Annotated in this window: 26 protein-coding genes and 1 pseudogene; 15 read left to right on the forward strand and 12 right to left on the reverse strand. The window is 69.8% G+C overall.

The window, feature by feature from the left end; translation table 11 throughout:
• Position 1 precedes the first annotated feature (1 nt).
• From BN977_RS12105 to BN977_RS12120, 4 genes are read left to right on the forward strand one after another with little or no spacing between them, the layout of a single operon-like run.
• On the forward strand, positions 2 to 649 hold the full coding sequence (locus tag BN977_RS12105) for a DUF4129 domain-containing protein (RefSeq protein ID WP_036397727.1): 648 nt from the start codon (positions 2 to 4) through the stop codon (positions 647 to 649).
• Positions 646 to 1,785, forward strand: a complete 1,140-nt coding sequence (locus BN977_RS12110) for a DUF4350 domain-containing protein (RefSeq protein WP_051561304.1) — start codon at positions 646 to 648, stop codon at positions 1,783 to 1,785. The genes BN977_RS12105 and BN977_RS12110 overlap by 4 nt, the downstream gene beginning before the upstream one ends.
• On the forward strand, positions 1,782 to 2,744 hold the full coding sequence (locus tag BN977_RS12115; protein ID WP_036397729.1) for an AAA family ATPase: 963 nt from the start codon (positions 1,782 to 1,784) through the stop codon (positions 2,742 to 2,744). Before BN977_RS12110 ends, BN977_RS12115 begins: the two co-directional genes overlap by 4 nt.
• Entirely contained in the window at positions 2,744 to 4,066 is a 1,323-nt protein-coding gene (locus BN977_RS12120; protein WP_036397730.1) for a DUF58 domain-containing protein, read from the forward strand. The genes BN977_RS12115 and BN977_RS12120 overlap by 1 nt, the downstream gene beginning before the upstream one ends.
• Here the strand turns inward: BN977_RS12120 and BN977_RS12125 are convergent.
• Positions 4,063 to 5,055, reverse strand: coding sequence for a stage II sporulation protein M (locus tag BN977_RS12125; RefSeq protein ID WP_024454620.1), 993 nt, complete (start codon positions 5,053 to 5,055; stop codon positions 4,063 to 4,065). The two genes, BN977_RS12120 and BN977_RS12125, sit on opposite strands and share 4 nt — an antisense overlap.
• 90 nt (positions 5,056 to 5,145) lie before the next feature.
• On the opposite strand from BN977_RS12125, the gene BN977_RS12130 reads away from it, so the two are divergent.
• The 3 genes from BN977_RS12130 to lfrA are packed head-to-tail and all read left to right on the forward strand — an operon-like array spanning position 5,146 to position 8,174.
• Positions 5,146 to 6,000 carry an RDD family protein gene (locus tag BN977_RS12130; RefSeq protein WP_036397731.1) on the forward strand — a complete coding sequence of 285 codons (855 nt, stop codon included), beginning with the start codon at positions 5,146 to 5,148 and terminating at the stop codon, positions 5,998 to 6,000.
• Between the two features lie 53 nt (positions 6,001 to 6,053).
• Positions 6,054 to 6,641, forward strand: coding sequence for a TetR/AcrR family transcriptional regulator (locus BN977_RS12135; RefSeq protein ID WP_024454622.1), 588 nt, complete (start codon positions 6,054 to 6,056; stop codon positions 6,639 to 6,641).
• A 9-nt stretch (positions 6,642 to 6,650) separates the two neighbouring features.
• The gene (gene lfrA / locus BN977_RS12140) at positions 6,651 to 8,174 is read left to right on the forward strand and encodes an efflux MFS transporter LfrA (protein ID WP_036397732.1); all 1,524 of its coding nucleotides are present in this window, start codon (positions 6,651 to 6,653) and stop codon (positions 8,172 to 8,174) included.
• On the opposite strand, the gene BN977_RS12145 is transcribed toward lfrA, so the two are convergent.
• Both BN977_RS12145 and BN977_RS31430 read right to left on the reverse strand, forming a co-directional pair.
• A complete protein-coding gene (locus BN977_RS12145; RefSeq protein ID WP_036397733.1) occupies positions 8,146 to 8,607 on the reverse strand; it encodes an anthrone oxygenase family protein in 462 nt (153 codons plus the stop codon). The two genes, lfrA and BN977_RS12145, sit on opposite strands and share 29 nt — an antisense overlap.
• A gap of 119 nt (positions 8,608 to 8,726) precedes the next feature.
• Complete coding sequence (locus BN977_RS31430; protein ID WP_131590087.1) at positions 8,727 to 10,157, reverse strand: hypothetical protein; 1,431 nt, start codon at positions 10,155 to 10,157, stop codon at positions 8,727 to 8,729.
• A gap of 501 nt (positions 10,158 to 10,658) precedes the next feature.
• On the opposite strand from BN977_RS31430, the gene BN977_RS12155 reads away from it, so the two are divergent.
• Positions 10,659 to 11,615: an AraC family transcriptional regulator gene (locus tag BN977_RS12155; RefSeq protein ID WP_051561308.1), complete on the forward strand. Its 957-nt coding sequence runs from the start codon at positions 10,659 to 10,661 to the stop codon at positions 11,613 to 11,615.
• On the opposite strand, the gene BN977_RS12160 is transcribed toward BN977_RS12155, so the two are convergent.
• From BN977_RS12160 to BN977_RS12170, 3 genes are read right to left on the reverse strand one after another with little or no spacing between them, the layout of a single operon-like run.
• Positions 11,588 to 12,742, reverse strand: a complete 1,155-nt coding sequence (locus tag BN977_RS12160) for a cation:proton antiporter (protein ID WP_036397735.1) — start codon at positions 12,740 to 12,742, stop codon at positions 11,588 to 11,590. The two genes, BN977_RS12155 and BN977_RS12160, sit on opposite strands and share 28 nt — an antisense overlap.
• Positions 12,743 to 12,755: 13 nt before the next feature.
• Positions 12,756 to 13,133, reverse strand: coding sequence for a hypothetical protein (locus tag BN977_RS12165; RefSeq protein WP_024454628.1), 378 nt, complete (start codon positions 13,131 to 13,133; stop codon positions 12,756 to 12,758).
• A 42-nt stretch (positions 13,134 to 13,175) separates the two neighbouring features.
• A complete protein-coding gene (locus tag BN977_RS12170) occupies positions 13,176 to 14,492 on the reverse strand; it encodes a carotenoid oxygenase family protein (RefSeq protein WP_036397736.1) in 1,317 nt (438 codons plus the stop codon).
• A 58-nt stretch (positions 14,493 to 14,550) separates the two neighbouring features.
• Here BN977_RS12170 and BN977_RS12175 point away from each other — a divergent pair, with 58 nt between their 5' ends.
• The 7 genes and pseudogenes from BN977_RS12175 (at position 14,551) to BN977_RS12205 (ending at position 20,131) form a co-directional block, all read left to right on the forward strand.
• Positions 14,551 to 15,078, forward strand: coding sequence for a PadR family transcriptional regulator (locus BN977_RS12175; RefSeq protein ID WP_036398967.1), 528 nt, complete (start codon positions 14,551 to 14,553; stop codon positions 15,076 to 15,078).
• 10 nt (positions 15,079 to 15,088) lie between these two features.
• Positions 15,089 to 15,607: pseudogene (locus BN977_RS12180) on the forward strand (MBL fold metallo-hydrolase); the annotation flags it as partial.
• An 86-nt stretch (positions 15,608 to 15,693) separates the two neighbouring features.
• On the forward strand, positions 15,694 to 16,401 hold the full coding sequence (locus tag BN977_RS12185) for a PadR family transcriptional regulator (protein ID WP_036397737.1): 708 nt from the start codon (positions 15,694 to 15,696) through the stop codon (positions 16,399 to 16,401).
• A 96-nt stretch (positions 16,402 to 16,497) separates the two neighbouring features.
• Positions 16,498 to 17,175: a hypothetical protein gene (locus tag BN977_RS12190; protein WP_036397739.1), complete on the forward strand. Its 678-nt coding sequence runs from the start codon at positions 16,498 to 16,500 to the stop codon at positions 17,173 to 17,175.
• Positions 17,176 to 17,180: 5 nt separating this feature from the next.
• Entirely contained in the window at positions 17,181 to 17,936 is a 756-nt protein-coding gene (locus BN977_RS12195) for a class I SAM-dependent methyltransferase (RefSeq protein WP_036397740.1), read from the forward strand.
• A 9-nt stretch (positions 17,937 to 17,945) separates the two neighbouring features.
• A complete protein-coding gene (locus BN977_RS12200; RefSeq protein ID WP_024454635.1) occupies positions 17,946 to 19,439 on the forward strand; it encodes a glutamate-cysteine ligase family protein in 1,494 nt (497 codons plus the stop codon).
• Between the two features lie 20 nt (positions 19,440 to 19,459).
• Positions 19,460 to 20,131, forward strand: a complete 672-nt coding sequence (locus BN977_RS12205; protein ID WP_036398970.1) for a class I SAM-dependent methyltransferase — start codon at positions 19,460 to 19,462, stop codon at positions 20,129 to 20,131.
• A 3-nt stretch (positions 20,132 to 20,134) separates the two neighbouring features.
• On the opposite strand, the gene BN977_RS12210 is transcribed toward BN977_RS12205, so the two are convergent.
• From BN977_RS12210 to egtA, 6 genes are read right to left on the reverse strand one after another with little or no spacing between them, the layout of a single operon-like run.
• Entirely contained in the window at positions 20,135 to 21,301 is a 1,167-nt protein-coding gene (locus BN977_RS12210; RefSeq protein WP_036397741.1) for an acyl-CoA dehydrogenase family protein, read from the reverse strand.
• A 9-nt stretch (positions 21,302 to 21,310) separates the two neighbouring features.
• Positions 21,311 to 22,390: an ergothioneine biosynthesis PLP-dependent enzyme EgtE gene (egtE, locus tag BN977_RS12215; RefSeq protein WP_036397742.1), complete on the reverse strand. Its 1,080-nt coding sequence runs from the start codon at positions 22,388 to 22,390 to the stop codon at positions 21,311 to 21,313.
• A complete protein-coding gene (gene egtD / locus BN977_RS12220; RefSeq protein ID WP_036397743.1) occupies positions 22,387 to 23,337 on the reverse strand; it encodes an L-histidine N(alpha)-methyltransferase in 951 nt (316 codons plus the stop codon). The genes egtE and egtD overlap by 4 nt, the downstream gene beginning before the upstream one ends.
• Positions 23,334 to 24,026, reverse strand: a complete 693-nt coding sequence (gene egtC, locus BN977_RS12225) for an ergothioneine biosynthesis protein EgtC (protein ID WP_036397744.1) — start codon at positions 24,024 to 24,026, stop codon at positions 23,334 to 23,336. The genes egtD and egtC overlap by 4 nt, the downstream gene beginning before the upstream one ends.
• Positions 24,019 to 25,320, reverse strand: a complete 1,302-nt coding sequence (gene egtB / locus BN977_RS12230; protein WP_036397745.1) for an ergothioneine biosynthesis protein EgtB — start codon at positions 25,318 to 25,320, stop codon at positions 24,019 to 24,021. The genes egtC and egtB overlap by 8 nt, the downstream gene beginning before the upstream one ends.
• Positions 25,317 to 26,570, reverse strand: a complete 1,254-nt coding sequence (egtA, locus tag BN977_RS12235; RefSeq protein WP_084172560.1) for an ergothioneine biosynthesis glutamate--cysteine ligase EgtA — start codon at positions 26,568 to 26,570, stop codon at positions 25,317 to 25,319. The genes egtB and egtA overlap by 4 nt, the downstream gene beginning before the upstream one ends.
• Positions 26,571 to 26,623: the final 53 nt, after the last annotated feature.

Below are 26,623 nucleotides of genomic sequence, written 5' to 3' on the forward strand. Positions count from 1 at the left end.
CGTGTCCGGACTCGACATCGACAGCGACGCCGCCCATGAGGCGGCGCAACGTGAACTGGGCAAGCCGATCTACCCGAAGCCGTCGCTGACCGACCAGCTGTGGGCCTGGCTCGAGGACCTGCTCTACCGGGTGTTCAGTGCGGGTTCGTCGGTGCCCGGCGGGTGGATCACCGTCGGGCTGCTGTCGCTGCTGGTCGTCATCGCGGCCGTGGTGGCGATCCGGGTGGCGATGCGCGCCATGCGCACCCGCCGCGGCGGTGATGTCGCCCTGTTCGACGGCCACCAGCTCGGCTCCGCCGAACACCGCGCCCTGGCGCAACAGTGTGCCGCGCAAGGGGATTGGGCGGCCGCCATCCGGCACCGGCTCCGTGCGGTCGCACGCAAGCTGGAGGAGACGGGGGTGCTCGACCCGGTGCCCGGGCGCACCGCCACCGAACTCGCCCGCGATGCGGCCGCCGCCGTGGGCGGCCTGCGCGACGAATTGAGCCGTGCTGCCGAGATTTTCAACGACGTGGCCTACGGCGCCCGCCCGGCCACCGAGGCCGGTTACCGGGTGATCGCCGGCCTGGACGACCACCTGGACCATGCCGCGGCCGCGCCGCCGGGCGCCCCGAGCGCCGTACCCGACGCCTGGGTTCCGGTGCGATGACGACAACCAGTTCACCGGCGGCGCCCGGGGTGAGTCGATGGCGGACCGCGCGCTGGGCCACGCTCGCGGTGGCCGCCGTCATCGCCGTCGCCGTGCTGACCACGGTTCTCACCGCGCCGCGGCCCGGCGGGCTGATGGAGGCCGGTTCCACCTCACCCGACGGCGCCCACGCCCTGGTCACCCTCCTCGGTGAGCACGGTGTCGACGTCGTGGTCGCCGACGATCTCGAGGCGGTGGTCCGGGCCGCCCGCCCCGACACGTTGATCGTCGTGGCGCAGACCTTCTTCCTCTATGACGACGACACTCTGGCGACCCTGGCCGGCCTGCCCGGCGACCGGTTGGTGGTGGCTCCCACGTCGGCCACCCGGGAACGGCTCGCACCCGGGGTCCGCCGCGACGGCGCCACCGCGTTCGGCGGCGCCCCCGATTGTGATCTGCCGGAAGCCGTCCGTACCGGTGACGCCGATCTGGGCCTCAGCGATACCTTTGCGGCGGCGGGGACGCGCACCGTCAGCCGGTGCTACCGCGGTGCGCTGGTGCGCTACACCGAGGCGGGCCGCACCGTCACCGTGGTCGGCAGCAGCGATTTCATGACCAACGGTGGCCTGCTCGGCAAGGGCAACGCCGCGTTGGCGATGAACCTGGCCGGCGCCCGCGACCGGGTGATCTGGTACGCGCCACAGCGCACCGAGGGCGGCACCGAGGGCGCGAAGACGATCACCGACCTGATCCCAGACCGGGTGTACTGGGCGGTGCTGCAACTGGGTCTGTCCGTCGCGCTTTTCGCGTGGTGGCGGGGACGCCGGCTGGGGCGGTTGGTGGCCGAGGACCTACCGGTGGTGGTGCGGGCGTCGGAAACCGTGGAGGGCCGGGCCCGGCTGTACCGGTCCCGCCGGGCCAGGGCGCATGCCGCCGCCGCGTTGCGCACCGCCGCCCTGGGCCGGCTGCTGCCGCGATTGGGTCTCGGCGCCGCCGCCGGCGAGGCCGCCGTCAGCCAGGCCGTCGCCCAGCGTTGCGGACAGCCTCCGAACACGGTGAGCCACATCCTGTTCGGGCCCCCACCCGGAACCGACGCCGAACTCCACCAACTCGCCCACCAGCTCGACGACATCGAAAGGCAGGTCACCCAGTCGTGAGTCAGCCCTCCCCCCAGGACGCCGCCCGCGACGCGTTGCTCGCCCTGCGCAACGAGATCGGCAAGGCCGTCGTCGGCCAGGAAGCGGTGGTGAGCGGCCTGGTCATCGCCTTGCTGTGCCGGGGGCACGTGCTGCTGGAGGGGGTGCCCGGCGTGGCCAAGACGCTGCTGGTGCGCACCCTGGCGGCGGCCCTGCAGCTGGACTTCAAACGGGTGCAGTTCACCCCGGACCTGATGCCCGGCGACGTCACCGGCTCGCTGGTGTACGACGCCCGCACCGCCGAGTTCGAATTCCGGGCCGGCCCGGTGTTCACCCACCTGCTGCTGGCCGACGAGATCAACCGCACCCCACCCAAGACCCAGGCCGCGCTGCTGGAGGCAATGGAGGAGCGGCAGGTCAGTGTCGACGGCGAACCCCGCCCACTGCCGGACCCGTTCATCGTCGCGGCCACCCAGAACCCCATCGAGTACGAGGGCACGTACCAGCTGCCGGAGGCGCAGCTGGACCGCTTCCTGCTCAAGCTGAATGTGCCGCTACCGCCGCGCGATCAGGAGATCGCCATCCTGGACCGGCACGCGCGCGGCTTCGACCCGCGTGACCTGTCGTCGGTGCGCCCGGTGGCGGGCCCGGCCGAACTGGCCGCCGGCCGCGACGGGGTGCGCCAGGTGCTGGTCTCTGCGGAGGTGCTGGGCTACATCGTCGATATCGTCGGCGCCACCCGGCAGTCACCGTCGCTGCAGCTGGGGGTGTCCCCGCGCGGGGCCACCGCGTTGCTGGCGACCGCCCGGTCGTGGGCCTGGTTGTCGGGCCGCAACTATGTGACCCCCGACGACGTGAAGGCGATGGCCCGGCCCACCCTGCGACACCGCATCGCCCTGCGGCCGGAGGCCGAGCTGGAAGGGGCCAGCCCCGACGGTGTGCTGGACGGCATCCTGACCTCCGTCCCGGTGCCGCGCTAGTGGTGTTGACCGGCCGCACCGGCATGATCGCGGTGATCGGCACGCTGCCGGTGCTGCTGTCACCGTGGCCCGCCGTGACGGTGGTCCTGCTCGCCCTGCTGCTGGCCGCGGCGGTGGGCGTCGACGTGGCGCTGGCCGCGGATCCGCGGGCGGTGCAGGCACACCGGTCCGGCGATACCACCGCACGGCTGGGCCAACCGGTGCGCACCGAGCTGATGTTGCACAACGACGGGTCACGGCGGTTGCGCGGCCGGGTCCGGGATGCCTGGCCGCCCAGCGCCTGCGCGACGCCGCGCGACAGCGCGGTGGACATCGCAGCGGGACAACGCCTCCGGATCGTCACCACGCTGGCACCGGTGCGGCGCGGCGACCAGCGCCCGGCGCATGTGACGATTCGTTCCATCGGCCCGCTCGGCCTGGCCGGGCGGCAGCGGTCGCATCACGTGGACGGCACGGTGCGCATCCTGCCGCCGTTCCTGTCCCGCAAGCACCTGCCGTCCAGGCTGGCCAAACTGCGCGAACTCGACGGCATGGTTCCGGTGCTGATCCGCGGTCAGGGCACCGAATTCGATTCGCTGCGTGAATATGTCGTCGGTGACGACGTGCGTTCGATCGACTGGCGAGCCACCGCGCGGCGCGCCGACGTGGTGGTCCGGACGTGGCGTCCCGAGCGCGACCGCCGGGTGGTGATCGTGCTCGACACCGGCCGCACCTCGGCCGGACGCATCGGGGTGGACCCGACGTCCCAGGACCCCAGCAGCTGGCCGCGGCTGGACTGGTCCATGGACGCCGCGCTGCTGCTGGCCGCGCTGGCCGCACGGGCCGGTGACCACGTGGACTTCCTGGCGCACGACCGCGTTCCGCGAGCCACGGTGTTCAACGCCGCGCGCACCGAGGTGCTGGCCCAGTTGGTCCAGGCGATGGCGCCCTTGCAGCCGGCGCTGGTCGAATCCGACGCCGCGGCAACCGTTTCCGCGGTGCAACGCCGGGTCCGCCGACGCGCCCTGGTGGTGCTGCTCACCGACCTCAACGCCTCGGCCCTGGATGAGGGCCTGATGGCGGTGCTGCCGCAACTGGCCGCCCGGCACCAGGTGTTGCTCGCGGCGGTGGCCGACCCCCGGGTGGACGAATTGGCGGCCGGTCGGGCCGACGCCGCACAGGTCTATGACGCCGCGGCGGCCGAACGGTCCCGCAATGACCGCCACGAGATCGCGGCCCGGCTGCGGCGGCACGGCGTCGACGTCGTCGACGCGCCACCCGAGGAGCTGGCCCCCGCGCTGGCCGACCGCTACCTGGCGATGAAGGCCACCGGCAGGCTCTAGCGGGTCGGCAGCACGTCCGGTGCGTCCGCCACGTCGCCGGACTCCCCGGCCCGCACCGCCTTGCGGCCGAAGTGGATGACATAAGCCAGGAACAGCGCCTCGGCGGCCACTCCGATGCCGATCCGCAGGAATGTCGGCAGCGGCGAGGGCGTCACCAGCGCCTCGATCAAGCCCGAGACCAGCAGCACGACCACCAACCCGACGGCGACCGCCACCACGGCGCGACCCTGCTCGGCCAACACCTGCCCGCGGGGCCGCTCGCCCGGCGCGATCACCGTCCAGCCCAGCCGCATTCCCACCGCCGCGGCCAGGAACACCGCCGTGAGTTCCAGCAGGCCATGCGGAATCAGCAAGCCCAGCAACACATCCGATTTGCCGGCGCCGTACATCAGCCCGCCGGACACGCCCACGTTCAGTGCGTTCTGGAACAGCACGTACGGAATCGGGATACCGAGCAGAATCGCGAAGCCGATGCACTGCGCCGCCACCCAGGAGTTGTTCACCCACACCCGCAGGCCGAACGATCCGGCCGGGTTCTCGCTGTAGTAGGCGGCGAAGTCGTGGTTGATCAGCCGGTCCAGTTCGGCCGGCGTCCCGATCGAGGCACGCACGTCGGCGCTGCCGGCCACCCACACCCCGATCACCACCGCGACCGCGAAGAAGGCCACCGCCGTGCCCAGCCACCACCGCCAGGACCGGTAGGCCACGACCGGGAACGACACCGTGACAAAACGGATCAGCTCGCTCCACAACGGCGCGTGCGCTCCGGTGACCACCGAGCGCGCCCTGGCCACCAAACCCGACAGCCGACCGACCAGCACCGGATCGGCCGATGCGCTGCGCACTTTCGACAGGTGGGTGGAGACCCGCTGGTACAGGTCGACCAGCTCGTCGACCTCGTCACCGGTCAGCGCGCGGCGGCGCTTGACCAGCTGTTCCAGCCGGTCCCAGGTCGCGCGGTGGGCCAGCACGAACGCGTCGACATCCACGCTGGTCAGCATAGTCGCGCGCCGATCGAGCGGTGAGAACCGAGCCGCGTTGAGAAGCGCGACAATTCGGGCCTAGTAGCGTTCGAGGGCATGGTGTCCCAGCCGGAACCCTTGGTGACGGGCGATGCGGTGGTGCTCGAGGTGTCGATCGCCCAGTTGCCGGTGCGTGCGGCCGCGGCGTTGATCGATCTCACGGTGATGCTGATCGGCTACGTCTTGGGCGTCACGTTGTGGGCTTTGACGCTGGCGGACTTCGATTCCGCATTGTCGGCTGCGGTACTGATCATCTTCACGGTGCTGACCCTGCTCGGCTATCCGGTGATCTTCGAGACCGCGACCCGCGGCCGATCTCTGGGCAAGATGGCGCTCGGGCTGCGCGTGGTTTCCGATGACGGTGGCCCGGAACGCCTGCGCCAAGCCATCTTCCGCGCGCTGGCCGGTGTCATCGAGATCTGGATGTTCACCGGGGCGCCGGCCGTGCTGTGCAGCATGGTGTCACCGCGCGGCAAGCGCATCGGTGACGTGTTCGCCGGCACCATGGTGATCAGCGAGCGCACGCCGCGGCTCGATCCTCCGCCCCCGATGCCGCCGGCGCTGGCCGGGTGGGCGAGCACGATCCAGTTGTCGGGCCTGGGCTCGGCACAGGCTGAGATGGCGCGCCAGTTCCTGTCCCGCACGGCACAGCTGGACCCGCGGATGCGTGAGCAGATGGCCCACCGGATCGCCGGCGAGGTGCTGGCCCGGATCGCACCGCCACCGCCGCCGGGCACTCCTCCCGAGCCGGTGTTGGCGGCGGTACTGGCCGAGCGGCACCGCCGCGAGCTGGAGCGGCTGCGGGTGGCGCGGCCGGAATCCGCGCCGGCACCGCCGGCACCGCCACCACCGCCGCTGCCGCCCAGCGCGGCCCCACCGCCGACGAACAGCGGGTTCGCCCCGCCGCAGTGACAAAGTGGGACACGCATGTCCCATTTTGGGTCATTTCTGGTATATTTTGACGCATGAGTATGCCTGCCTGGGCCGACGCCGGCGCGGGACCCGTCAGCGGTCCACGCGGCCGGACCCGCCGCGCGATCATCGACGCGGCGGTAACGGTCATCGCGGGCAATCCGGCCGCGACCATGGCCGATATCGCCGCCGCCGCGGGCGTCGGGCGCAGCACCTTGCACCGGTATTTCTCGGAGCGCAGTGACCTGATGCGGGCGGTGGCCCTGCATGTGCACGAGGTCAGCACCGCCGCGATCGCCGCCGCCGATCCCGCCTGCGGCCCCGTCGATGCGGCCCTGCGCCGGGTGGTGGAAAGTCAGCTCGACCTGGGCCCGATCGTGCTCTACATCTACACCGACCCGACCCTGTTGGCCGATCCCGAATTGGCCGCCCACCTCGATACCGGAGACGAGGCCATTGCCGAGGTACTGGCCCGCGCGACGGCCGACGGTCCGGTGTATCCGCCCGGCTGGGCCCGGCGGGTGTTCTGGGCGCTGCTCCTGACCGGCTACGACGCCATCAGGCAGGACGGCATCCCCCGGCACCAGGTCGTCGACGCCATCATGTCCAGCCTCACCAACGGCACCATCACCTCTCGTTAAGGAAGTTCCATGTCCACCGGCCTCGATGTCACGGCATCGAAGACACCCACCACTCCCAAGCGCGCCTGGATCGCCCTGGCCGTGCTGGCCCTGCCCGTCCTGCTGATCGCCATCGACAACACCGTGCTGGCGTTCGCGCTGCCCATGATCGCCGAGGATTTCCGCCCGGCCGCGTCCACGCAGCTGTGGATCGTCGACGTGTATTCCCTTGTGCTGGCCGCACTTCTGGTGGCGATGGGCAGCCTCGGCGACCGGGTGGGCCGGCGCCGGCTGCTGCTGATCGGTGCCAGCGGCTTCACGGTGGTCTCGGCGGCCGCCGCCTTCGCCCCCAGCGCCGAGCTACTGGTGCTGGCCCGCGCCGTGCTCGGCGTGTTCGGCGCCATGCTGATGCCCTCGACGTTGTCCCTGATCCGCAACATCTTCACCGAGGCTTCGGCGCGCCGGCTGGCGATCGCCATCTGGGCCTCGTGTTTCACCGCGGGAACCACGCTGGGCCCCATCGTCGGCGGTGCACTGTTGCAGCACTTCCATTGGGGTGCAGTATTTCTGGTGGCGGTGCCCATCCTGGCGCCGCTGCTGGTGCTGGCCCCCAAGCTGGTCCCCGAATCGCGGGACCCGCATCCGGGCCCGCTGGACCTGGTCAGCGTCACGCTCTCGTTCGTCGCCATGCTGCCGTTCGTCTGGGCGATCAAGACCGCCGCCCACGACGGCCTGTCGGCCACCGTGGCGGGCGCGTTCGCCCTCGGCATCGCCGCCGGCGTGCTGTTCGTGCGGCGGCAGAACCGCAGTGCCACACCGATGCTGGACATGGCGCTGTTCCGGTACGGGCCGTTCACCTCGTCGGTGCTGGCCAACTTCCTGTCCATCGTCGGGCTCATCGGGTTCATGTTCTTCACCTCCCAGCACCTGCAGTTGGTACTGGGACTGAGCCCACTGGCCGCCGGCCTGGTGACCCTGCCGGGGGCGGTCGTGTCGATGATCGCGGGCATGGGTGTGGTGCGGGCCGCCCGGCGATTCGCACCCCAGACGCTGATGATCGTCGGCCTGATCTTCGTGGCGCTCGGCTTCACGTTGATTCTGCTGTTCCGGCACGACCTCACCGTCGCGGCGGTGATCGCATCCTTCGTGGTGCTGGAATTCGGGGTCGGAATCTCGCAGACGGTGTCCAACGACACCATCGTGGCATCGGTACCGGCCGCCAAAGCCGGTGCGGCATCGGCGGTTTCGGAGACGGCCTACGAACTCGGCGCCGTGGTCGGTGCCGCGACGCTGGGCACCATCTTCACCGCCTGCTACCGCGCCAACGTGGTGGTGCCGAGCGGGCTGACACCCGAGCAGGCGGGCGCGGCCGGCGAGAGCATCGGTGGTGCGACCTCGGTGGCCGCCGACCTGCCGATGCCATTGGCAGAACGTCTGCTGGAGTCGGCGCACGCCGCGTTCGATTCCGGTGTCGCGCCGACCGCGGCGATCGCGATCGCGCTCACGCTGACCGCGGCCGTCATCGTCAGCGTGTTGTTCCGCCGGTCACCATGAGCGCGGCACCCAGCAGCGCGGTGATGGTGCGGGCATGGTTCCACGCGGACCACGGACCCAGGTAGGCCTGCCAATCCAGGCCGGCCTCGAGCCGATCGTTGAGCGGCACATTGAACGCGATGGTGATGACCGCGGGCAGCACCGCCAGCACCGCGCCGGCCAGCAGGTAGCCGCTGCCCTGGCGGCCGAATTGCACGACCGCGACGGTCCCGAGCACCAGCGCGAGCACGGTGGTACCGAAGAACAGAACCAGGAACGGCGCATTGGCCTGGGCTTCGGCATTGATGCCGCGCATGGCGGTGGTGGCACCGGCCGGGCCGGTACGGTCCAGCCCCGGCATCACGAAGCTGGAGAACGCGTAGAAGATGCCGCCGACAGCGGCGCTGCCGATGGTGGTGCCGGCGGTGAGCAGGGTGATCGGTGCATTGGTCATGACCTCAGTCAACTGCGCTCGGCGCAGACGATCTATGGCTGATGGTCTCGATTTCATACGCAGGCGTCTCACACGACAATGGCCTCCCCGTGCAGGGGAGGCCATTGCCGTGGTGGGTGTTACTCGCTGCCGGAACCGGCGTCGCTACCGGCCTTCGACGCCGAACCCGCGGCGGCACCGGCCTTGGCCGAGTCCGTGCCGGCCGCCGATTCGGCCGCGCTCGAGGACGATCCGCCGGTCGAGGCATGGGTTCCGCCGGCCTTCACGCCCGAACCCGGCTCGGCCTTGATGCTGTCCCGGGTCACCGATCCGCCCGAGCCCTGGGTGCCCTTGGTACCCGTGGCAGCCTTCGTGTCGGTCGCGTCCTTGGTTCCCGTCGCGTCCTTGGTGCCGGTCGCGTCCTTGGTTCCCGTCGCATCCTTGGTGCCGGTCGCATCCTTGGTGCCCGTGTCGGTGGCATCCTTGGTCGCCGACGCGGCGCCTTCGGTGTCCTTGGCGTCGGTGCTCGACTCGGCCTCCTTCGTGCTGGTCTCGGTTTCGGCGGGGCTCTTGACCTCGGCTTCCGTGGTCGTCGGGGTGGCCGGGGACTCGGTGGTGCCGCCGGTTGCCTCGGCCGGTGCCTCGGTGCCGGTGGCGGCGCCGGCCGCGTCCTTGGCGGTGGTCGCTGCCGGTGCCGCACCCGTGGCATCCACGGCCAGGGTCACCGTGGCCGCGGCGGTGGGCACCGCGGCTGCCACGGCCGCGGTGGCGGTGGGAGCGGTGGTCGGCAGGCCGGCCTGCAGCGCCTTGAGGATCTGCGCACCGATGTACGGGAAGGTCTGCTCGGTGAACGCCTTCGCCTGGGCCACCGCGTTCTGCAGCACATCGGCGATGCCGTGCTGCACCGCGTTGATGACGTTCACCGGGTTCAGCGTCTTCAGGGAATCGAGCACCGCCTGTGTGCTGGTGACGATCTGCTTCAGGAAAGGCGTTGTGCCGGTATCGAACCCGATACCCACGGTGGAGACGACCACTCCGACCAACAGGCTGAGCCCGGAGTCGTACAGGGCCGGAATCAGGGCTTGCGCCACCTTGAACGGTCGCTCCAGCGCCGGCTGAAGGGCGGTCCACGGGTTGCTGATCAAGTTCAGGATCGGCTGCAGACCCGACGAGATGAGGGCATCGATGGCGCCGTTCACGTCGCCCGTGGCCAGCTTGGCTCCGACCGCCTTCAGCGTGGCGGGCAGCCCCGCACCGAGCTGACCGAGCGCCGAACCGGCGGCCTTGGCCGCGTCGAGCACCTGCCTCGCGGTGTACAGCTGGTTGTCGACGATCTGGCGCAGGATCGGCAGCGGGTTCGCCAGCACGGTGTGCAGGGTTTCGTTCACCCAGGCCCCGGCGTCGTCGACCACCGGCTTGAAGACGTTGATCGGGTTGTCGATCGACGACGATGCGGTCAGTTGCACCTGCGGCATGTGCATCTGCGGCAGGTTGGGGTGCGCAGCGATCGGTGTCACCGCGATGACGCTCGCACCGACGAGCGCGACGCCCGCGGTGACGTATGGGCGCATGGCCGACTGCATTGACATTCCTGGTGTCATCCCTTCATCGGATCTCTTATTCCCCCCAGGCCATCAGAACCTACTGGTCAGTAAGTTGGTGACAATGGGTTTGAGCAAAGTTTCATACGCTGACAAAATTCAGCTCCTGACACGCTGCGGATTCCTTGTTTTGCTGGTGAGGCGCGCTCGTTGCGATGGCAACGATGCTGGCTAACCTCGTCGGCAGAAAAGTAGTTAGCCGTTCACACGGCTTGCCGGCAACCACCGAGCACGTCGGACCGAAGGCGCATGAGCTGCGTGATACGGGTCACAAACGACGATCAGCATGGCTCGTGGCACATCTCGGCATGTGCTCCGCAGATGTCCACCACGTCGACAATCAGCAACAAAATGTCGCCCAACGGCCGCGATAGCCGAACCGACGGTGATCCCACTGCCGCTACGCCTCCAAGGCGTCCACATCGTGAGATGAGCGACGGGTCGGCGGGTCGGGCAGTAGGGTCCGGCGGTATGGATGCACTCGCCGGACTGCTCGACGGGGTCCGGGCCCGCGGGGCGTTCGTGCTGCGACTGTCGCTGGATCCGCCGTGGTCGATGCGCATCCAGGACCGGGCCCTGACGCTGATCTGCCAGACAGCGGGCAGCGCGGTGATCGCCACCGATGTCGGTGACGAATTCCGCTTGGCAGCAGGCGATGTCGCATTGGCCAGCGGTGCATGCGAGTACGTTTTCGCATCCTCGCCCGACGTGACACCGCAGTTGGTCATCCACCCCGGCCAGCGCTGCACCACGCTGCGCGGCGACGACATGCGCTTCGCGTTGAGCGTGGGCGTGCGCACCTGGGGCAACAGTGTCGCGGGCGCCGATCGAGTGGTGATCGGTGCCTACGAGGGCCGCAGCGAGGTGAGCGCCCGGCTGCTCCGGGCCCTGCCCGCGGTGCTGGTGATCGGGCAGGAGCGACCGGTCCCGTTGATCGATCTGCTCACCGCCGAAGCCGGCCGGGACCGGGTGGGGCAGGAGGCGTATCTCGACCGGTTACTCGATCTGCTGCTGATCGACACCTTGCGCACCTGGTTCGACGGTGAAGGCGTTGCGCCGCCGTGGTGGCGAGCCGGCGATGACGCCATCGTCGGCCCCGCACTGCGGCTGATCCACCACAATCCGCGGCATCCCTGGACGGTGGCGAATCTGGCCGCCACGGTCGGCACCTCACGTGCCGTGCTGGCCCGCCGATTCACCGATCTGGTCGGTGAACCGCCGATCGCCTTTCTCACCGGCTGGCGCCTGGCGCTGGCCGCCGATCTGCTGCGGTCCGGTGACCACACCGTTGCCGCGGTCGCGGACCGGGTGGGGTACGGCACGGCATTCGCGTTGAGCACGGCGTTCAAACGGGCATACGGGATGAGCCCGGCGGCGTACCGGGCTCGGCTCGCCGCTGATCAGGTGGCCGGCGCGGCCCCGGCCTGACCTCGTTTGGCGACCGCACCCGCCGCCGATGTCGCCGCAACCGCGATCAGCGCACCCAGGATGAGCGCCGACGGCTCACCCGGTGCGAGCAGATGTTGTTCGGTGCCCAGCGTGGCGGCCGCGACCGGCACGCCGAGTTGCGCGGCGGCCAGCACTGCCAGCGGCAACGGTTGGCCGAACAGCCGGCCCACGGTGTGCGCGGCTATCGCGCCCACTCCCAATGCCACCCCGAGCGCGATGAATTGCGGGTGGTCGCCGAGTTCGCGTACCTGCAACGAGGCACCGAGCCACACGAAGAACAGCGGCGCGAAGAACCCTTCGGTGATCCCGAACAGCTGGCGAGCCAGCCGGCGTGGCTCCCCGATCGCCGAAATCACCAGTCCGAGTGCGAAACCCGCCAACATGATGGAGATGTGGGTGGCGATCGCCAGTGCCGCGAGGCTGAACAACAGGATCAAGCTGAACCGTAACTCCAGCGCCAACCGATGGTCTTCGGAGTAGTGGTGGATCCGCTTGCGGCGACCGGTGCGCTCGAAATGCCGCAGCACGACGAACGCCACCACGGCTGCCGCCCCGATCGCCAGGCCGCCGAGCGCTGCGCGGGGCGCCCGGGCCGGATCGATCACCAAGGGCAGCAGCACGATCGAGGCGGCGTCGGCGATCGCGATCTGGGCCGTCACCGACAGCACCGGCGGCCCGGTCAACCCGAGCGAGTCGATGACCGGCAGGGCCAACGCCGCCGACGACGAGGCCATCAGCACCGCGTACAGCAGCGCGTGCCCGGTGCCGAAGAAGGAGGCGATCGCCGCCCCGAACACCGCCGCCACCGCGCCAACCACCACCGCGCGCAGCGCGGCCGTTCCGAGTGCGCCGCGCAGCGTCGTGTCGCGCACCGGGACGTGGGTGCCCACGACGAACATCACGAGTGCGAAGCCGATGTTGGCCAGCAGCCGGAAGGTCGGATCGGTGTCGTCGACGATCCCGAATCCGGTGCGGCCGATGATGATCCCGGCCGTCAGCTCGCCGACCACCACCGGTACCCGGAGCCCGGGGATGGCGGCCAGCGCCGGGCCGGCCAGCCCGATGACGGCGAGCAGCGCGAGCGTGTCGAAGCCGAAGGCGGTCACATCGCCTTCCCGATCACGCCTGCCACGACACCAGACGGCACGGAATCGGCGTGTTCTCATCGGTGAGGTAACTCGCGCAGACCCGGTGATACCCGTCGGCCACCTGCATCGGCACGTTCCCGTCATACCGGCCACGTACCAACAGGATCGGTGAGAGCCGTTTACCGTCGCTGATCTTGGCCAGGTCGGCTCGGACGTGGGCGTTGTTCTCCGGCAACAATGCCAGCCGCGCCGCCCGCAGGATGTCTTTGGCCTTGCGCTGCACGGGTTTCGCCGCCTTGAGCGCGGTGACGGTGGCCGCCACGACGGCCGGTTCGGCCAGCATGCTCAGATAGTCCGCCGCCGCGTCGTAGTCATGGTCTTCGGGCTCGTCCAGCCACTTCACACCCATCCGGACACCCTAGTCCGGCGGCGCTGGAAATCGGCTGGGAAATCAGGCGCCGATCCAGTTGCCGTGGAACCCATATGGGACCCGCTGGGGCAGCCCGATCGTGGCCACCGGCTCGCCGCCGAAGTCGGAGGCAGCCACGATCACCAGGCTGCTGCCGTCGCGCTGCGGGTCGTAGACGTACCCGAGGTACCAGCCGTTGTTCTCGTCGGCCGCACCGGGTCCGGGCACGAAGACCGCTTCCGCCGGCCCTCCGGTACCCAGGTCGTGGCGGACCGTGGTGCCCGCCGCCAGGTCGTAACGCAGCCAGCTGTTGCCGGCCACCGCGACCGAATACCGGGCCTGCAGACCCGCCAGCCGGTCGTCGATGCGGGGGAACTCCACGCCGGCGTCGTCGAGTTGGCGTTCGGACACGGTCCCGGCAGCCAAGTCGATCTGCCATTCCCACAGCACGCCGGCGACGTCGAAACCGGCGTCGTGGCGCCACATTTCGGGATAGCGGACCGCATGTACGACGATACGATCCCCGGTTTCGAACGCATTGACGACGTGGAAGACGTAGCAGGGGTCGACGTCGAACCAGCGGATGACCCCGTACGGGTCCTGCCGGGACAACACCCCGAACCGCGCGCCGTAGCTGTCGCTCCAGCGGTAGGGCATGCCGCCTTCGCCCGTCATCGCGACGTCGAGGTCGAAGACGACGGGTAGATCCATGAACACGACGTGGCCGGAGGTCATCGCGAAGTCGTGCATCATGGTGTGCGCCTTCACATCGACCGGCCGGTTGACGGTCAGCTCGCCGTTGGCATCCGCCCGGTGATAGGTGACGTAGGGCTCGAAGATGCTGCCGTAACCGAAGAAGTGCAACTCACCCGTGGTGGGACAGATCTTGGGGTGGGCCGTCATCGAATCGGTGAGCTTGCCGCCGAAGTCGTAGGCGCCGACGGTGGCCAGCTCCCGGGTGATCTCGTAGGGCAGCGACGATTCCACCAGTGCCAGGGTCTTTCCGGCGTGGTTGACGACGTGGGTGTTGGATACCGCCGCACGTAGATTGCGGCTGCCGTCGGCGTTGTAGAGCGGGAAGTCGTGGCGGAAACTGTCGGTGCGCACCCAACGGTTGCGGTACCACTTGGCCCGTCCCCCTTCGATCCGGACGCCGTGGATCATGCCGTCACCGGTGAACCAGTGCGCGGCCGCCTGGCGCGGGTTGGGACCGTTGCGCAAGTACCAACCGTCCAGTTCGGGCGGGATCACCCCCTCGACCGGTAGGTCGTATTCGGTCAATTCGTCGGTGACGGGCGCGTAGTTGCCGACCCGGAAGAAGTCCGGTTGCCCGAGCGGCAGGGCAGAGGTCTCAGTCATACCGCCACGATGACATTCCACTACTGACATGTCAATAGTGGAATGTAGGATGATGGCCATGAGTCTGCGCATCGCCGCACTTGGCCTGCTCGTCCAGCATCCGGGCAGTGGATACGACCTGCTCAAGCGGTTCGAGAAGTCCATGGCCAATGTGTGGCCGGCCACCCAGAGCCAGCTCTACGGTGAGCTCAACAAACTGGCCGCCGCCGGCCTGATCGAAGTGGCCGACACCGGCCCACGGGGGCGCAAGGTCTACCGCGCCACCGATACGGGACGCGCCAAGTTGCTGCGCTGGCTCGGCAATCCCCAGGACGACCCGCCCTACCGCAGCCCCGAACAACTGCGCATCTTCCTGCTGGGCGAGTTACCGACCGAGAGCGCGACAGGGCACGTACAGGCGCTGGCCGAGCACTCCCGCGCCGAGATCGCCCGCCTGGAGGCGTTGCGTGACAGCGTGCACTGGGACGACTCCGACGAGTCCTTCTACGGCCTGGCCGCACTGGAGCACGGGCTGCGGTACCACACCATGCAGGCCCAGTGGGCGCAGTGGCTGATCGAAGAAATCTCGGTGCGCACAACGAAATAGCGGCGTCGCGCCCGCCGACGTCACCGATGTGGTGTTCACCCACCTGCACTTCGACCACATCGGCTGGGCCAGTCACCGCGGCGAGGTCGTCTTCCCGAACGCGGCCTACCGTGTACACCAAGCGGATTGGGACCATTTCGTCACCCATGGGCGCGACGAACACACCCTGGCCACCCTCACGCCGATCACCCCGCGGCTGGCGCCGTTTCACGGTGACGTGCCGATCGCCCCAGGGGTGGATGCCATCTTCACGCCGGGGCACACCCCGGGCACCACCATCTTCGTGGTGTCGTCGCGCGGCGAGCGGGCGCTGCTGCTCGGCGACGTCGTGCACTCGGTGGTGCAGTTCACCGAGCGGGACTGGGAGGTCATCTGGGATACCGATCCCGCCGCCGCGCGGGCCGCACGCAACCGCATCGCCGACGAGATCGCCGACACCGCCGACCTGGTGGTGGCGCCCCACCTGCCGGGCATGCGTTTCGGCCGCATCGTGACCACGGGAGGGCCGCGCCGGTTCGTCGCCAGCTGATTGGGTGTTGCATCGCGATAGTTTCCGATATATCGTCAACGTATCGGAGACACATCCGGTGTCTCCTTGCCACGAAGGACAACACCATGAACACCCCTTTCACCCCACCCCATCAACCGTTCGGTTTCGGTCCGGCGTTCGGCCCCGGCGGCTTCGGCCCCGCTGACCGGCGCGCCCTGCACGAACAGCGTCGCCAGGCCCGTCGCGAGTTCCGCGAACACCTGCGCGAACACGGCGCCGGCCAGGGCCCCTTCGGCCCCGGTTTCGGTCCGGGCTTCGGGCCCGGATTCGGTCGCGGCTTCGGCGGGGGCTTCGGCCCCGGCGGGCCGCACGGTCGCGGTGGTCGCGGCGGCGGCCGTGGTCGGCGCGGAGACGTGCGTGCCGCGATCCTGAAACTGCTCACCGAGCGGCCCATGCACGGCTACGAGATGACGCAGGAGATCGCCACCCGCAGCAACGATCTGTGGCGGCCGAGCCCCGGCTCGGTCTACCCCACCCTGCAACTGCTGGTCGACGAGGGTCTCATCGTTCCCGCCGAAAGCGAAGGCAGCAAGAAGACTTTCGAGTTGACCGACGAGGGTCGTGCCACCGCGGAGAGGATCGAGACCGCACCCTGGGACGCCATCGCCGAAGATGCCGATCCCAACGCCGTCAACCTGCGCGCCGCGCTCGGTCAGCTGTTCGGCGCGGTCGCCCAGTCTGTGCACACCGCCGGCGATGAGCAGCAGCAACGCATCCTCGACATCGTCAACAACGCCCGTCGCGAGGTCTACCAGATCCTCGGCGAGGAGTGACGCCGGCCGGTGGGTCTGCATGGCGCGCGGGGTATGCAGACCCACCGCGGCGATCGGGTGATCGTCGGCGCCGAACCCGCTCGATAGCATCGCGGGGTGACCACCGACGAACTCAGCGGCTACGCGATCCCGGTGATCGTCGCCATCCTCACCGGACTCGGCGGGGTACTCGGGGTGAGCTTCCGGGACGCCGACGCCACCGAACGCCGTCGCGGCATGTGGCTGTACATGCTGGTGGTGCTGACGGCCATCGCGACGTCCGCGGCGATCAACTCGGCGTCCGGGTTCGGCCGCCCGCTGGCGGCCACCTTGATGGCACTGGCCGCCTCGGCCGTCGCCGTGGGCACCCACCTGCTCTGGCGGCGGATCGTCTTCGACGCACCACAACGCAATGTGAACATCGCGATGACGGCGGTCGCCCTGGCCGTCGTCGTCATCGCCTCCTCGGTGACCTACACCTACATCTCCGGGAAGGGCTGCCGGCAGGCCCGGGACCTGATCACCACCAGCATGGCGCAGTCCGCATTCGTCCTGCCCTCGTTCGCCAACCAAGGCCCGACCACGGGCGACTTCCAGAATTGGTCCCGCGAGCTGCGCGACCAGGCCAACCGGGTGACCGCGGACGATGTTGCCCCGCGCGCCAAGGATCTGGCCGACCTGGCCGAACAGATCACCGCGACGGTGCAGATCGGCGACACCGGAACGCACGCCCTGCTCGGCGCCCGCTTCTACGACGTGCTGCGGGTCCTGCTGCGCAAGTGCCAGAACGTCTGATCCGGATGCCCCACACCAACACCGACGCCACCGCCATCGATCGCATGCCGCGCGGCGGTCCCGACGCGTCGTGCGTGGACCGGCTGCTGCAGACCGACCGGCTGGAGTACCTCGATCGCCAGGATGTACCCCCAGCCGTCAAACGCAGCGTGATCGCCGCATTGGACTGGACCGGACGGGTTTTCGGTCATCACGACCAGCACGCCCGCCTCGTCCTCGACGAGATCGCCGACGTGCCCGATCCGTTGATCCTGGAGCTCGGCGCCGGCCATGGCGCGCTCTCGGCCACCGTGCTGGACTGGCATCCCACCGCACGGGTGACCGTCAGCGATATCGACGCCGAATCCGTCGCCGCGATCTCCACCGGCCCGCTGGGCGCCCACCCGCGCGCCGAGGTGCGCACCGTGGACGCCACCGCGATCGACGCGCGCGACGGCGAGTTCGCCCTCGCGGTGTTCGCGTTGTCGTTCCACCATCTCCCGCCGGCGCTGGCGTCGAAGGTGCTCGCCGAGGGCACCCGGGTCGCTGACAAACTGGTCGTCATCGACCTGCCGCGGCCGCCGTCGCCGCTGCATCTGTTGCGGTTGGCGACGATGCTGCCGCTGGCCCCGTTCGTCCCGTTCGTACACGACGGGGTGATCAGCTCGCTGCGCTGTTACAGCCCGTCGGCCATGCGGGCGCTGGCCGCCCACGCAGGGGTGGACGTCGAGGTCCGCACCGGTCTGATGAGTCCACAGGTCACGGTGGCCACCCGCCGCTAGGCTCACGCCATGGGTGAGGACGTCACACAGAGCGACTTCAGCCGGGCCCAGCGCCGGGAGTACCGGCGCAAGGTGCAGCTGTGCCTGGACGTGTTCGAGACGATGCTGTCCCAGTCCAGTTTCGAATTCGACCGGCCGCTGACCGGGATGGAGATCGAGTGCAACCTGGTCGACCATGCCTACCAGCCCGCGCTGCGCAACGCCGAGGTGCTCGAATCCATCGCCGACCCGGCATATCAGACCGAATTGGGCGCCTACAACATCGAATTCAACGTTCCGCCACGCCCGCTGCCGGGCCGGGCGGCGCTGGATCTGGAAGACGAGGTGCGCGCCAGCCTGAACGCGGCCGAGGCCAGGGCCGCAGATCACGACGCGCATATCGTGATGATCGGCATCCTGCCGACGCTGATGCCCGAGCACCTCGACACCGACTGGATGAGTCCGTCCACGCGGTACCAGGCCCTCAACGATTCGATCTTCACCGCGCGTGGCGAGGACATCGACATCGATATCGCCGGGCCGGAACGACTGGCGGTGCAGTCGGCCGATATCGCGCCCGAATCGGCTTGTACCAGTGTGCAATTGCATCTGCAGGTGTCCCCGGCCGACTTCGCCAGGAACTGGAATGCCGCGCAGGTGCTGGCCGGCCCGCAGTTGGCCCTGGGCGCCAACTCACCGTATTTCTTCGGCCACGAACTGTGGGCCGAGACGCGGATAGAACTGTTCACCCAGGCCACCGACACCCGGTCCGACGAGCTGAAGACCCAGGGGGTGCGGCCGCGGGTGTGGTTCGGCGAGCGTTGGATCACTTCGATTTTCGATCTGTTCGAGGAGAACGTCCGGTACTTCCCCGCCCTGCTGCCCGAGCTGTCCGACGAGGATCCGGTCGCCGAGCTGGCGGCCGGCCGCTCCCCGCAGCTGTCCGAACTGCGCCTGCACAACGGCACCATCTACCGGTGGAACCGCCCGGTCTATGACCTCGTCGGGGAAGGTGCTGCGCGGCGCCCTCACCTGCGGGTGGAGAACCGGGTGCTGCCGGCGGGCCCGACGGTGGTGGACATGCTGGCCAACTCTGCCTTCTACTACGGCCTGCTGCGCACCCTGTCGGAGGAGGACCGCCCGGTCTGGACGAAGATGAGTTTCGCTGCGGCGCATCATAATTTCACCGCGGCGGCCCGCCACGGCATGGAGGCCAGGTTGTACTGGCCGGGCCTGGGCGAGGTGACCCCCGACGAGCTGGTGCTACGCGAACTGCTCCCGCTGGCCGATGAGGGATTGCGGCGGTGGAGCGTGGCCACCGAGGTCCGGGACCGGTATCTGGGGGTCATCGAGGGCCGGGCGAAAACCGGGCGCAACGGAGCCGCCTGGCAGACGGCCACCGTGCACGCCCTGCAGGAGCGCGGGGCGGCGCGCCCGCAGGCGCTGGCGGAGATGTTGCGGCTGTACTGTGAGGCCATGCACAGCAACGCCCCGGTGCACACGTGGGAGACACCCGCGCCCTGACCGGGCGTACGTTGGAGGTCATGGCATCTGAGGTTTTGGACTGGGACGGCGTATACCGGCAGGACGGCACCTTCGAGGGTCCGCCGCCGTGGAACATCGGTGAGCCGCAGCCGGAGTTGGCGGCGCTTTTCCCCACCGGCAAGATCCGCAGTGACGTGCTGGACGCGGGCTGTGGACACGCCGAGTTGTCGCTGACCCTGGCGGCGCAGGGCTACACCGTGGTCGGGCTGGACATTTCGCCGACCGCCATCGCGGCGGCGAATCGGGCCGCCCAGGAACGCAATCTGAGCACCGCGGCTTTCGCCCAGGCGGATATCACGTCGTTCACGGGTTACGACGGCCGGTTCAACACCGTCATCGACTCCACGCTGTTCCACTCGATCCCGGTCGAGGCACGGGACGGCTACCTGCAGTCGGTCCACCGGGCGGCCGCGCCGGGCGCGTCGTACTTCGTGCTGGTGTTCGCCAAGGGCGCGTTCCCCGCCGAGGTGGAGCAGAAGCCGCACGAGGTCGAGCAGGACGAACTGCGCGCCGCGGTGTCGAAGTACTGGACGGTTGACGAGATTCGCCCCGCGTTCATCCACGCCAACGTCAACGCCATCCCGAACGCGGCCGCCGAGCTGCCGCCGCACGCGCTCGACGAGAAGGGCCGGGTCAAGTTGCCGGCCTTCCTGCTGACCGCGCACAAGTAGCGGTTACAGGCCGCCGCGCGCTATCAACTGGGCCGCGATGACGTTGCGTTGGATCTCGTTGGTGCCCTCGCCGACGATCATCAGGGGCGCGTCGCGGAAGTAGCGTTCGACGTCGTATTCGGTGGAGTAGCCGTACCCGCCGTGGATGCGTACCGCGTTGAGTGCGATCTCCATGGCGACCTCGGAAGCGAACAGTTTGGCCATCCCGGCCTCCATATCGGCGCGCTCGCCCTCGTTGTCGGCGGCACTGTCGTAGCGTTCGGCGGCATACCAGGTGAGCTGACGCGCGGCGGTCAGCTTGGTGGCCATCTCGGCCAGATAGTTGCCGATCGACTGATGCTGCCAGATCGGCTTACCGAAACTCTGCCGCTGCTGGGCGTAGGCCAGCGCATCCTCCAACGCGGCGCTGCCCACCCCGAGCGCACGGACCGCGACCTGGATGCGGCCGGTCTCCAAACCCTTCATCATCTGGGCGAACCCGTGACCCGGTTCGCCACCCAAAATCGCCTCCGCCGGGATGCGGTAGTCGTCGAAGGCCAGCTCGCAGGACTCCACCCCCTTGTAACCGAGCTTGGGCAGATCCCGCGACACCGTCAGCCCCGGCCCGTGCGTGGCCAGCACGATCGAGATGCCCGCATGGCGGGGCTGGGCCTGCGGGTCGGTCTTGCACAACAGGGCGATCAGATCCGAGCGCCGGGCATTGGAGATCCAGGTCTTGGCGCCGGTGATCACCAGATCGTCGCCGTCGGGCTTGGCCACCGTGGTCATCGCCTGCAGATCCGACCCGCCGCCGGGCTCGGTGAGCGCCATGGTGGCCCGGATCTGCCCGGTCGCCATCGCCGGCAGGTAGCGCTGCCTCTGTTCCTCGGTGCCGAACAGCGTCAGCAGCTTGGCCACCACGGTGTGCCCGCCCATCGCCCCGGCCAGGCTCATCCAGCCGCGCGCCAGTTCCTGGGTGACGCGGGCATAACAGGGCATCGACACCGGGCTGCCGCCATAAGCCTCGGGCACCGCCAGCCCGTAGATCCCGATCTGCTTCATCTGCTCGATCCAGCGCTCGGGATAGGAGTTGGCGTGCTCCACCTCCCGCACGGTCGGTTTGACGTCACGATCGACGAACGCCCGCACCGTCTGGATCAGATAGGTTTCCTCGTCGGTGAGCGCGGTCACCCGCCCACACTAGCCACAGGCCAGGAGGGCTTCGCCGAACCGTTCCAACTCCGCCTCGGTGACGTCGACGTGCGGGGACACCCGCAGCACCGGGCGCGTGAGTTCGTATGGTGCGCGGACCAGTTCACAGGCGGTGGTGACAATGCGGTGCTCGTCGATCAGCCGGGACCGGACCGTCGCCGGGTCGGCGCCGCCGGTGGGTTCCAGCGTGGTCAGCGCCGTGGGCTCGTCGACGGGTTCGACGACGCGCCAACCCGGAAGGCCGGTCAGCGCGGTACGGGTCCAGCGGCCCACCTCGGCAAGGTGGGCCCGCACGGCGGCCGGCCCGGCGGCCAGATGCTCCCCCACCGCGAGCGCGTAACCGACGCGGGCCGCGATGTTGGCCTCACCGCTTTCCAAGGGTGGCAGCCGCGGCGTGAGGCCGCCCGCGAATTCCGGCCGCAGCGCCAGCACGCCGACGCCGCGCGGGCCGGCCAGCCATTTACGCGACGAGGAGTACAGCGCGTCGGGCCCCACCGCGCAGTCCAGGTGTCCGAGCGCCTGTGCCGCGTCGATCACCAGCGGCAGCCCGAGCTCTCGGCATACCACGGCGAGATCGGCCGGCGGCTGGGCGACGCCGCGGTGACTACCGAGCACGGTCAGGTGCACCAGCGCGGGCGGCTCGGCGGCCAGGACGGCTTTCGCCTCGTCGACCAGCAACCGGCCCAGCGCGTCGACCGGCAGGGGGCGCACCTGAAAGCCGTTGGCCGCCATGATCGCCAGGTTGGGTCCGTACTCCCCCGGCGGGCAGGCCACGGTGCGCGGACCGGCCCAGCTGCTGAGCAGCAAATCCAGCGCGTGATTGGAGCCCGTGGTGTAGACCACCTCCGCGCCGGGGATACCGGACAGCGCCCGTACCGCTTCGCGGCCGGCGTCCAGGGTCGGCGTCGCTGCCTCGGCGGCGACGTAACCGCCGACCTCGGCTTCGTGGCGGGCGTGGGTGGCGGTGGCGTCGATGACGGCGTGGCTCTGCCGGGAGCAGGCGGCGTTGTCGAAGTGCAGCCCGGCGACGGTGGGCCGGGCGGCCCGCCAATGCTCGGCGAGGGTCATTTCACCGCGAGGGCCAGGCCGAAGTCACCGGCCGGGTCGGTCCACCAGTGCGTGCGGCGCAGGCCGGCCGCCTCCAGTTCGGCGGCCACGCCGTCCGGGCGGAACTTGCAGGACACTTCGGTCAGCATTTCCTCGCCCGCGGCGAAATCCACGGTCAGGCCCAGGGCGTGAACGTTGACACGTTGCGCGCGAACGGATCTCAGCCACATCTCGATCCGCTCGTGCTCCTGGTTCCACTTGGCGACATGCGCAAAGGCGTCCAGGTCGAAGTCGGCATCCAACTCCCGGTTCACCACGGCCAGCACGTTGCGGTTGAAAGCCGCGGTCACCCCGGCACTGTCGTCGTAGGCCCGCACCAGCCGGTCGGTGTCCTTCACCAGATCGGTACCGAGCAGCAGCGCATCACCGGGTCGCAACGAATTGGCCAGCGAGGTCAGGAATTTCGCCCTCGGCTCGGCGGTGAAATTGCCGATGGTAGACCCCAGGAAGATCACCAGGCGCCGGCCCACCTGGGGGATGGCGCCGAGATCCCGGTCGAAATCACCACACACGGTGTCGATCTCGATGCCGGGGTATTCGGCGCGCAGCGCGCCGGCCGCGTCGCGCAGCACGCCGGGATCCACGTCGAACGGGATGAACCGGCGCAGCAGGCCGCGGGTGCGCCAGGCCGACAGCAGCAGCCGGGTCTTCTCCGAGGTGCCACTGCCCAATTCGACCAAGGTGTCCGCGCCCGACGCGGCGGCGATCTCGGCGGCGTGCTCCCGCAGGATCGATGCCTCGGTGCGGGTGGGGTAGTACTCCGGCAGCCGGGTGATCCGGTCGAACAGCTCGCTGCCGACGGTGTCATAGAACCACTTGGGCGGCAGGGTCTTCGGGGTCTGCCGGAGGCCGTCGGCGACATCACGACGCAGTGTGTTGGCCAGGTCGGTGTTCAAGCCGGTGGTCATGCGGATCCTTCCAGAGGGGTGAGGGTCAGTTCGCCGCCGCGCACGGTGACCAGGTGCCGGTCCGGGATGTCACGCCAGGCCGGGTCGTCGTCGTAGGGTTCGCTGGCCAGCACCACGCCGTCGGGCCGCACCAGGACGGACAGGGTGTCGCCCCACGTGGTGGCCAGCAGTCGGGTGCCGTCGGCGGCCAGGATGTTCAGCCGCGCACCGGGATCGGCGGCACCCACCTCCGCGATGGTGTCACCGAGCGCGTCCAACCCGCGACGGAAGATGTGCGCGGCCAGCACGGCGCTGTCGACGGTGGATTCGGCGTCGCGGGCCGTCGGGAGTACCGCACGGTCGACGACACCGTTGTGCGACAGCAACCAGGTGCCGTCGCTGAACGGTGCCGAGGCCGACGGTTCGATGGGCATCCCGATGGTGGCCGACCGGACGGCGGCCACCACGCAGCCGCTGTGCAATGCCGGGGCGACCGAGGCGAAGGAGGCATCACCCCACAGCGGCTTGTCGCTGCGCCAGCGGTGCACACCGGCCGGCGACGTGAAGCCGACACCCCAACCGTCGGCGTTGAGCAGGCCGTGTTTCTGCCGCCGGGGCGAATAGGACTGCACGAGAAGGCTTTCCGGTGGATCCAGCACCAGCGAGGACACCGCTACCGGCGCACCCAGCCAGCCGAGATGCCTACACATCCCAGGCCAACCGGACACCGGCGAAGATCTGCCGCCGGATCGGGTGGTCCCAGTTGCGGAAACTGGGCCGCAGGATGCCGGCCGCCACCGCCCACGAACCGCCGCGCAGCACCCGGTAGTCGCCGGCCCCGGAGCCCTCGAAGAACGGTTCGCTGTACCGGTCGTAGATCATGGGGGTGAATCCCGGCCACGGCCGCAACGGCGAGGTGGTCCATTCCCACACGTCGCCCAGCATCTGTTCGGCCCCGTACGCCGAGGCGCCGCCCGGATAGGCGCCCACCGGCGCCGGCCGCATCGCGTCCGCACCCAGGTTCACCAGGTCTGCGGTGGGTTGGGCTGCGCCCCAAGGGTATCGGCGTCGCGCACCGATACCGGGATCCCATGCGCAAGCCTTCTCCCACTCGATCTCGGTGGGTAGCCGCGCCCCGGCCCACGCGGCGTACGCCTCGGCCTCGAAGAACGTCACGTGCTGGACGGGCTCGTCGGGCGGGATCTCCTCGACATGCCCGAACCGGGTCCGGGTGCCGACCCCGTCGCGCGCGAGGTCGTTCCAGAACTGCGGCGCCACCAGGCCGGCCTGTTGGCGGTGCTCCCAGCCGCGCGCCGACCACCAGCGCGGCTGCCGGTACCCGCCGTCGTCGATGAAGGCACGCCACTCGGCGTTGGTGACGGGGACCCGACCGATCCGGAACGCCGCGACCTCCACGGTGTGTGCGGGCCGTTCGTTGTCCAGCGCATAGGGCTCGTCGGATGCGTTGACGCCCAACGTGAACGGCCCGGCGGGCACCGGCACCGAGGTGCCGGCCAGACCGGGGCGGCCGGCGGGCAGCGGCGCACCGGTACCGAGGATGGGCGGGCCGGTGCGCAGGTTCAACGCCTGCAACATCGTCTCGTCGTGCTGATTCTCGTGGGAGATGACCAGGCCGAACCGGAAGAGGTCGTCGTCGGTGCGCGCCGCGGCCAGCGCATCGAGGGCCCGGTCACGCACCGTGCGGCAGTAGACCCGCGCATCGGTCGGCGGCAGCAGCGGCAGCCGGACCCGGCTGGCCCGGGAATGCACGAACGCGTCGTAGAGCTGCTCGATCTCCGGTGCCAGCATGCCGGGCCGGTCCGGGTTGCCATCGCGCAGCAGCCAGAGTTCCTCCTGCTGCCCGATGTGGGCGAGATCCCACACCAGCGGGCTCATCAGCGGATCGTATTGGCGGTGCAGTTCGGCATCGTCGAAGTCGACCAGGGCCAGGGTGCGCCGCCTGGCCTGGGTGAGTTCGGCGGCCAGTACCTCCGGTGACGTCACGACTCGCCTTTCGCCAGCTGACGGAGCGCGGACGGGATCCCGTCCGCGAGCACGGAAGCGGAGAAATCGTCGGCCGGGCAGCGGCCCGCCGAGACATTGCGCAGCAACCGCTCCATCGGCTCGGCCAGCTGGGCGGGGGCATGCTCGGCGGCGGCCGCCACACAGCGCTGCGCCGCCGCCTTCAGCCGCGGGTCGGCCAGCCCCACCCGGGCCGCCAGATCCCATTCGGTGGCCACCGGTGCGGTGGCTTCCGCCGCGGTCGCCGCGGCCACCGGGTTGTCCATCAGGGTGGTCAGGGTGAACACCACCGCGGGCCACACGTCGTCGGGCACGCTGTCCAGATACCGGATCTCCAGCCAGCGCCGCGGCCGCACGGGCGGGAACAGCGTGGTCAGGTGGTAGTCCAGATCATCGGCGGTGGGCAGCCGGCCGCCTAGGGCGGCCCGACCGTCGGCCCAGTCGGCGAAGGTGACCCAGTCGGTCGCCGCCTCGGCCTGGGTGTCGGGGTCGGTGCCGCGCACCAACATCACCGGGGCCCGCAACGCGTAGCGCGCCCAGTCCGCACCGGGATCGTCGCCGTCGCGGCCGAGCACCGGACCGCAGCGGGCGGCGTCGATCTGCCCCCACACCCGCTGCCGGGTGCTGCGCCAGCCGGTGAACTGGCCCCCCAGCAGCGGCGAGTTGGCCGCCACCGCGATCATCACCGGGCCCAACGCGTGTGCCAGCCGCACCCGGTCCGCCCAGCCCTCGCGCGGGCCCGCCTCGACGTTCACCTGAACCGACGCCGTCGAGGTCATCATCGCCGCGCCCGCGGTGCCCGACCGGGCGAAGAACTGTTCCATCGCGCGGTACCGGGGGCCGGGATGGATGCGCTGGGCGGGGCGCATCGGATCGGTGCCCAGCAGCACCAGCCCCAGCCCACGGCCGGCCAACGCCGCGCGCAGGACCTCTCGGTCGGCGGCCAGCGCCGCGATCGCGGCGGACACGTCGGCGGCCGGCGGACCGGACAGTTCGACGGCGCCGCCCGGCTCGACGGTGATGACGCTGCCCCCGGGCAGCGGTGGGACGGTGGCGATGGCCTCGGCGAGCTCATCCCAGCCCGGCCTGCGCGCCGGATCCTCGACGTCGTAACAGTGGGCTTCCAATTCGAGACCGACGGCTCCGATCGGACCGTCGCGCAGGCAGTCCGCGGCGATGCGGGCAGCCATGACTCCGGAAGCGCAGTCGACATCCCACGCGGCGGTGGTCATGCGTGCCATTCCTCCCAGGTGGGCTGGACGCTAGCGGACCGTTCTCTCGATCT

It is taken from the genome of Mycolicibacterium cosmeticum, from assembly GCF_000613185.1.
In the GTDB taxonomy this organism is placed as follows: Bacteria; Actinomycetota; Actinomycetes; order Mycobacteriales; family Mycobacteriaceae; genus Mycobacterium; species Mycobacterium cosmeticum.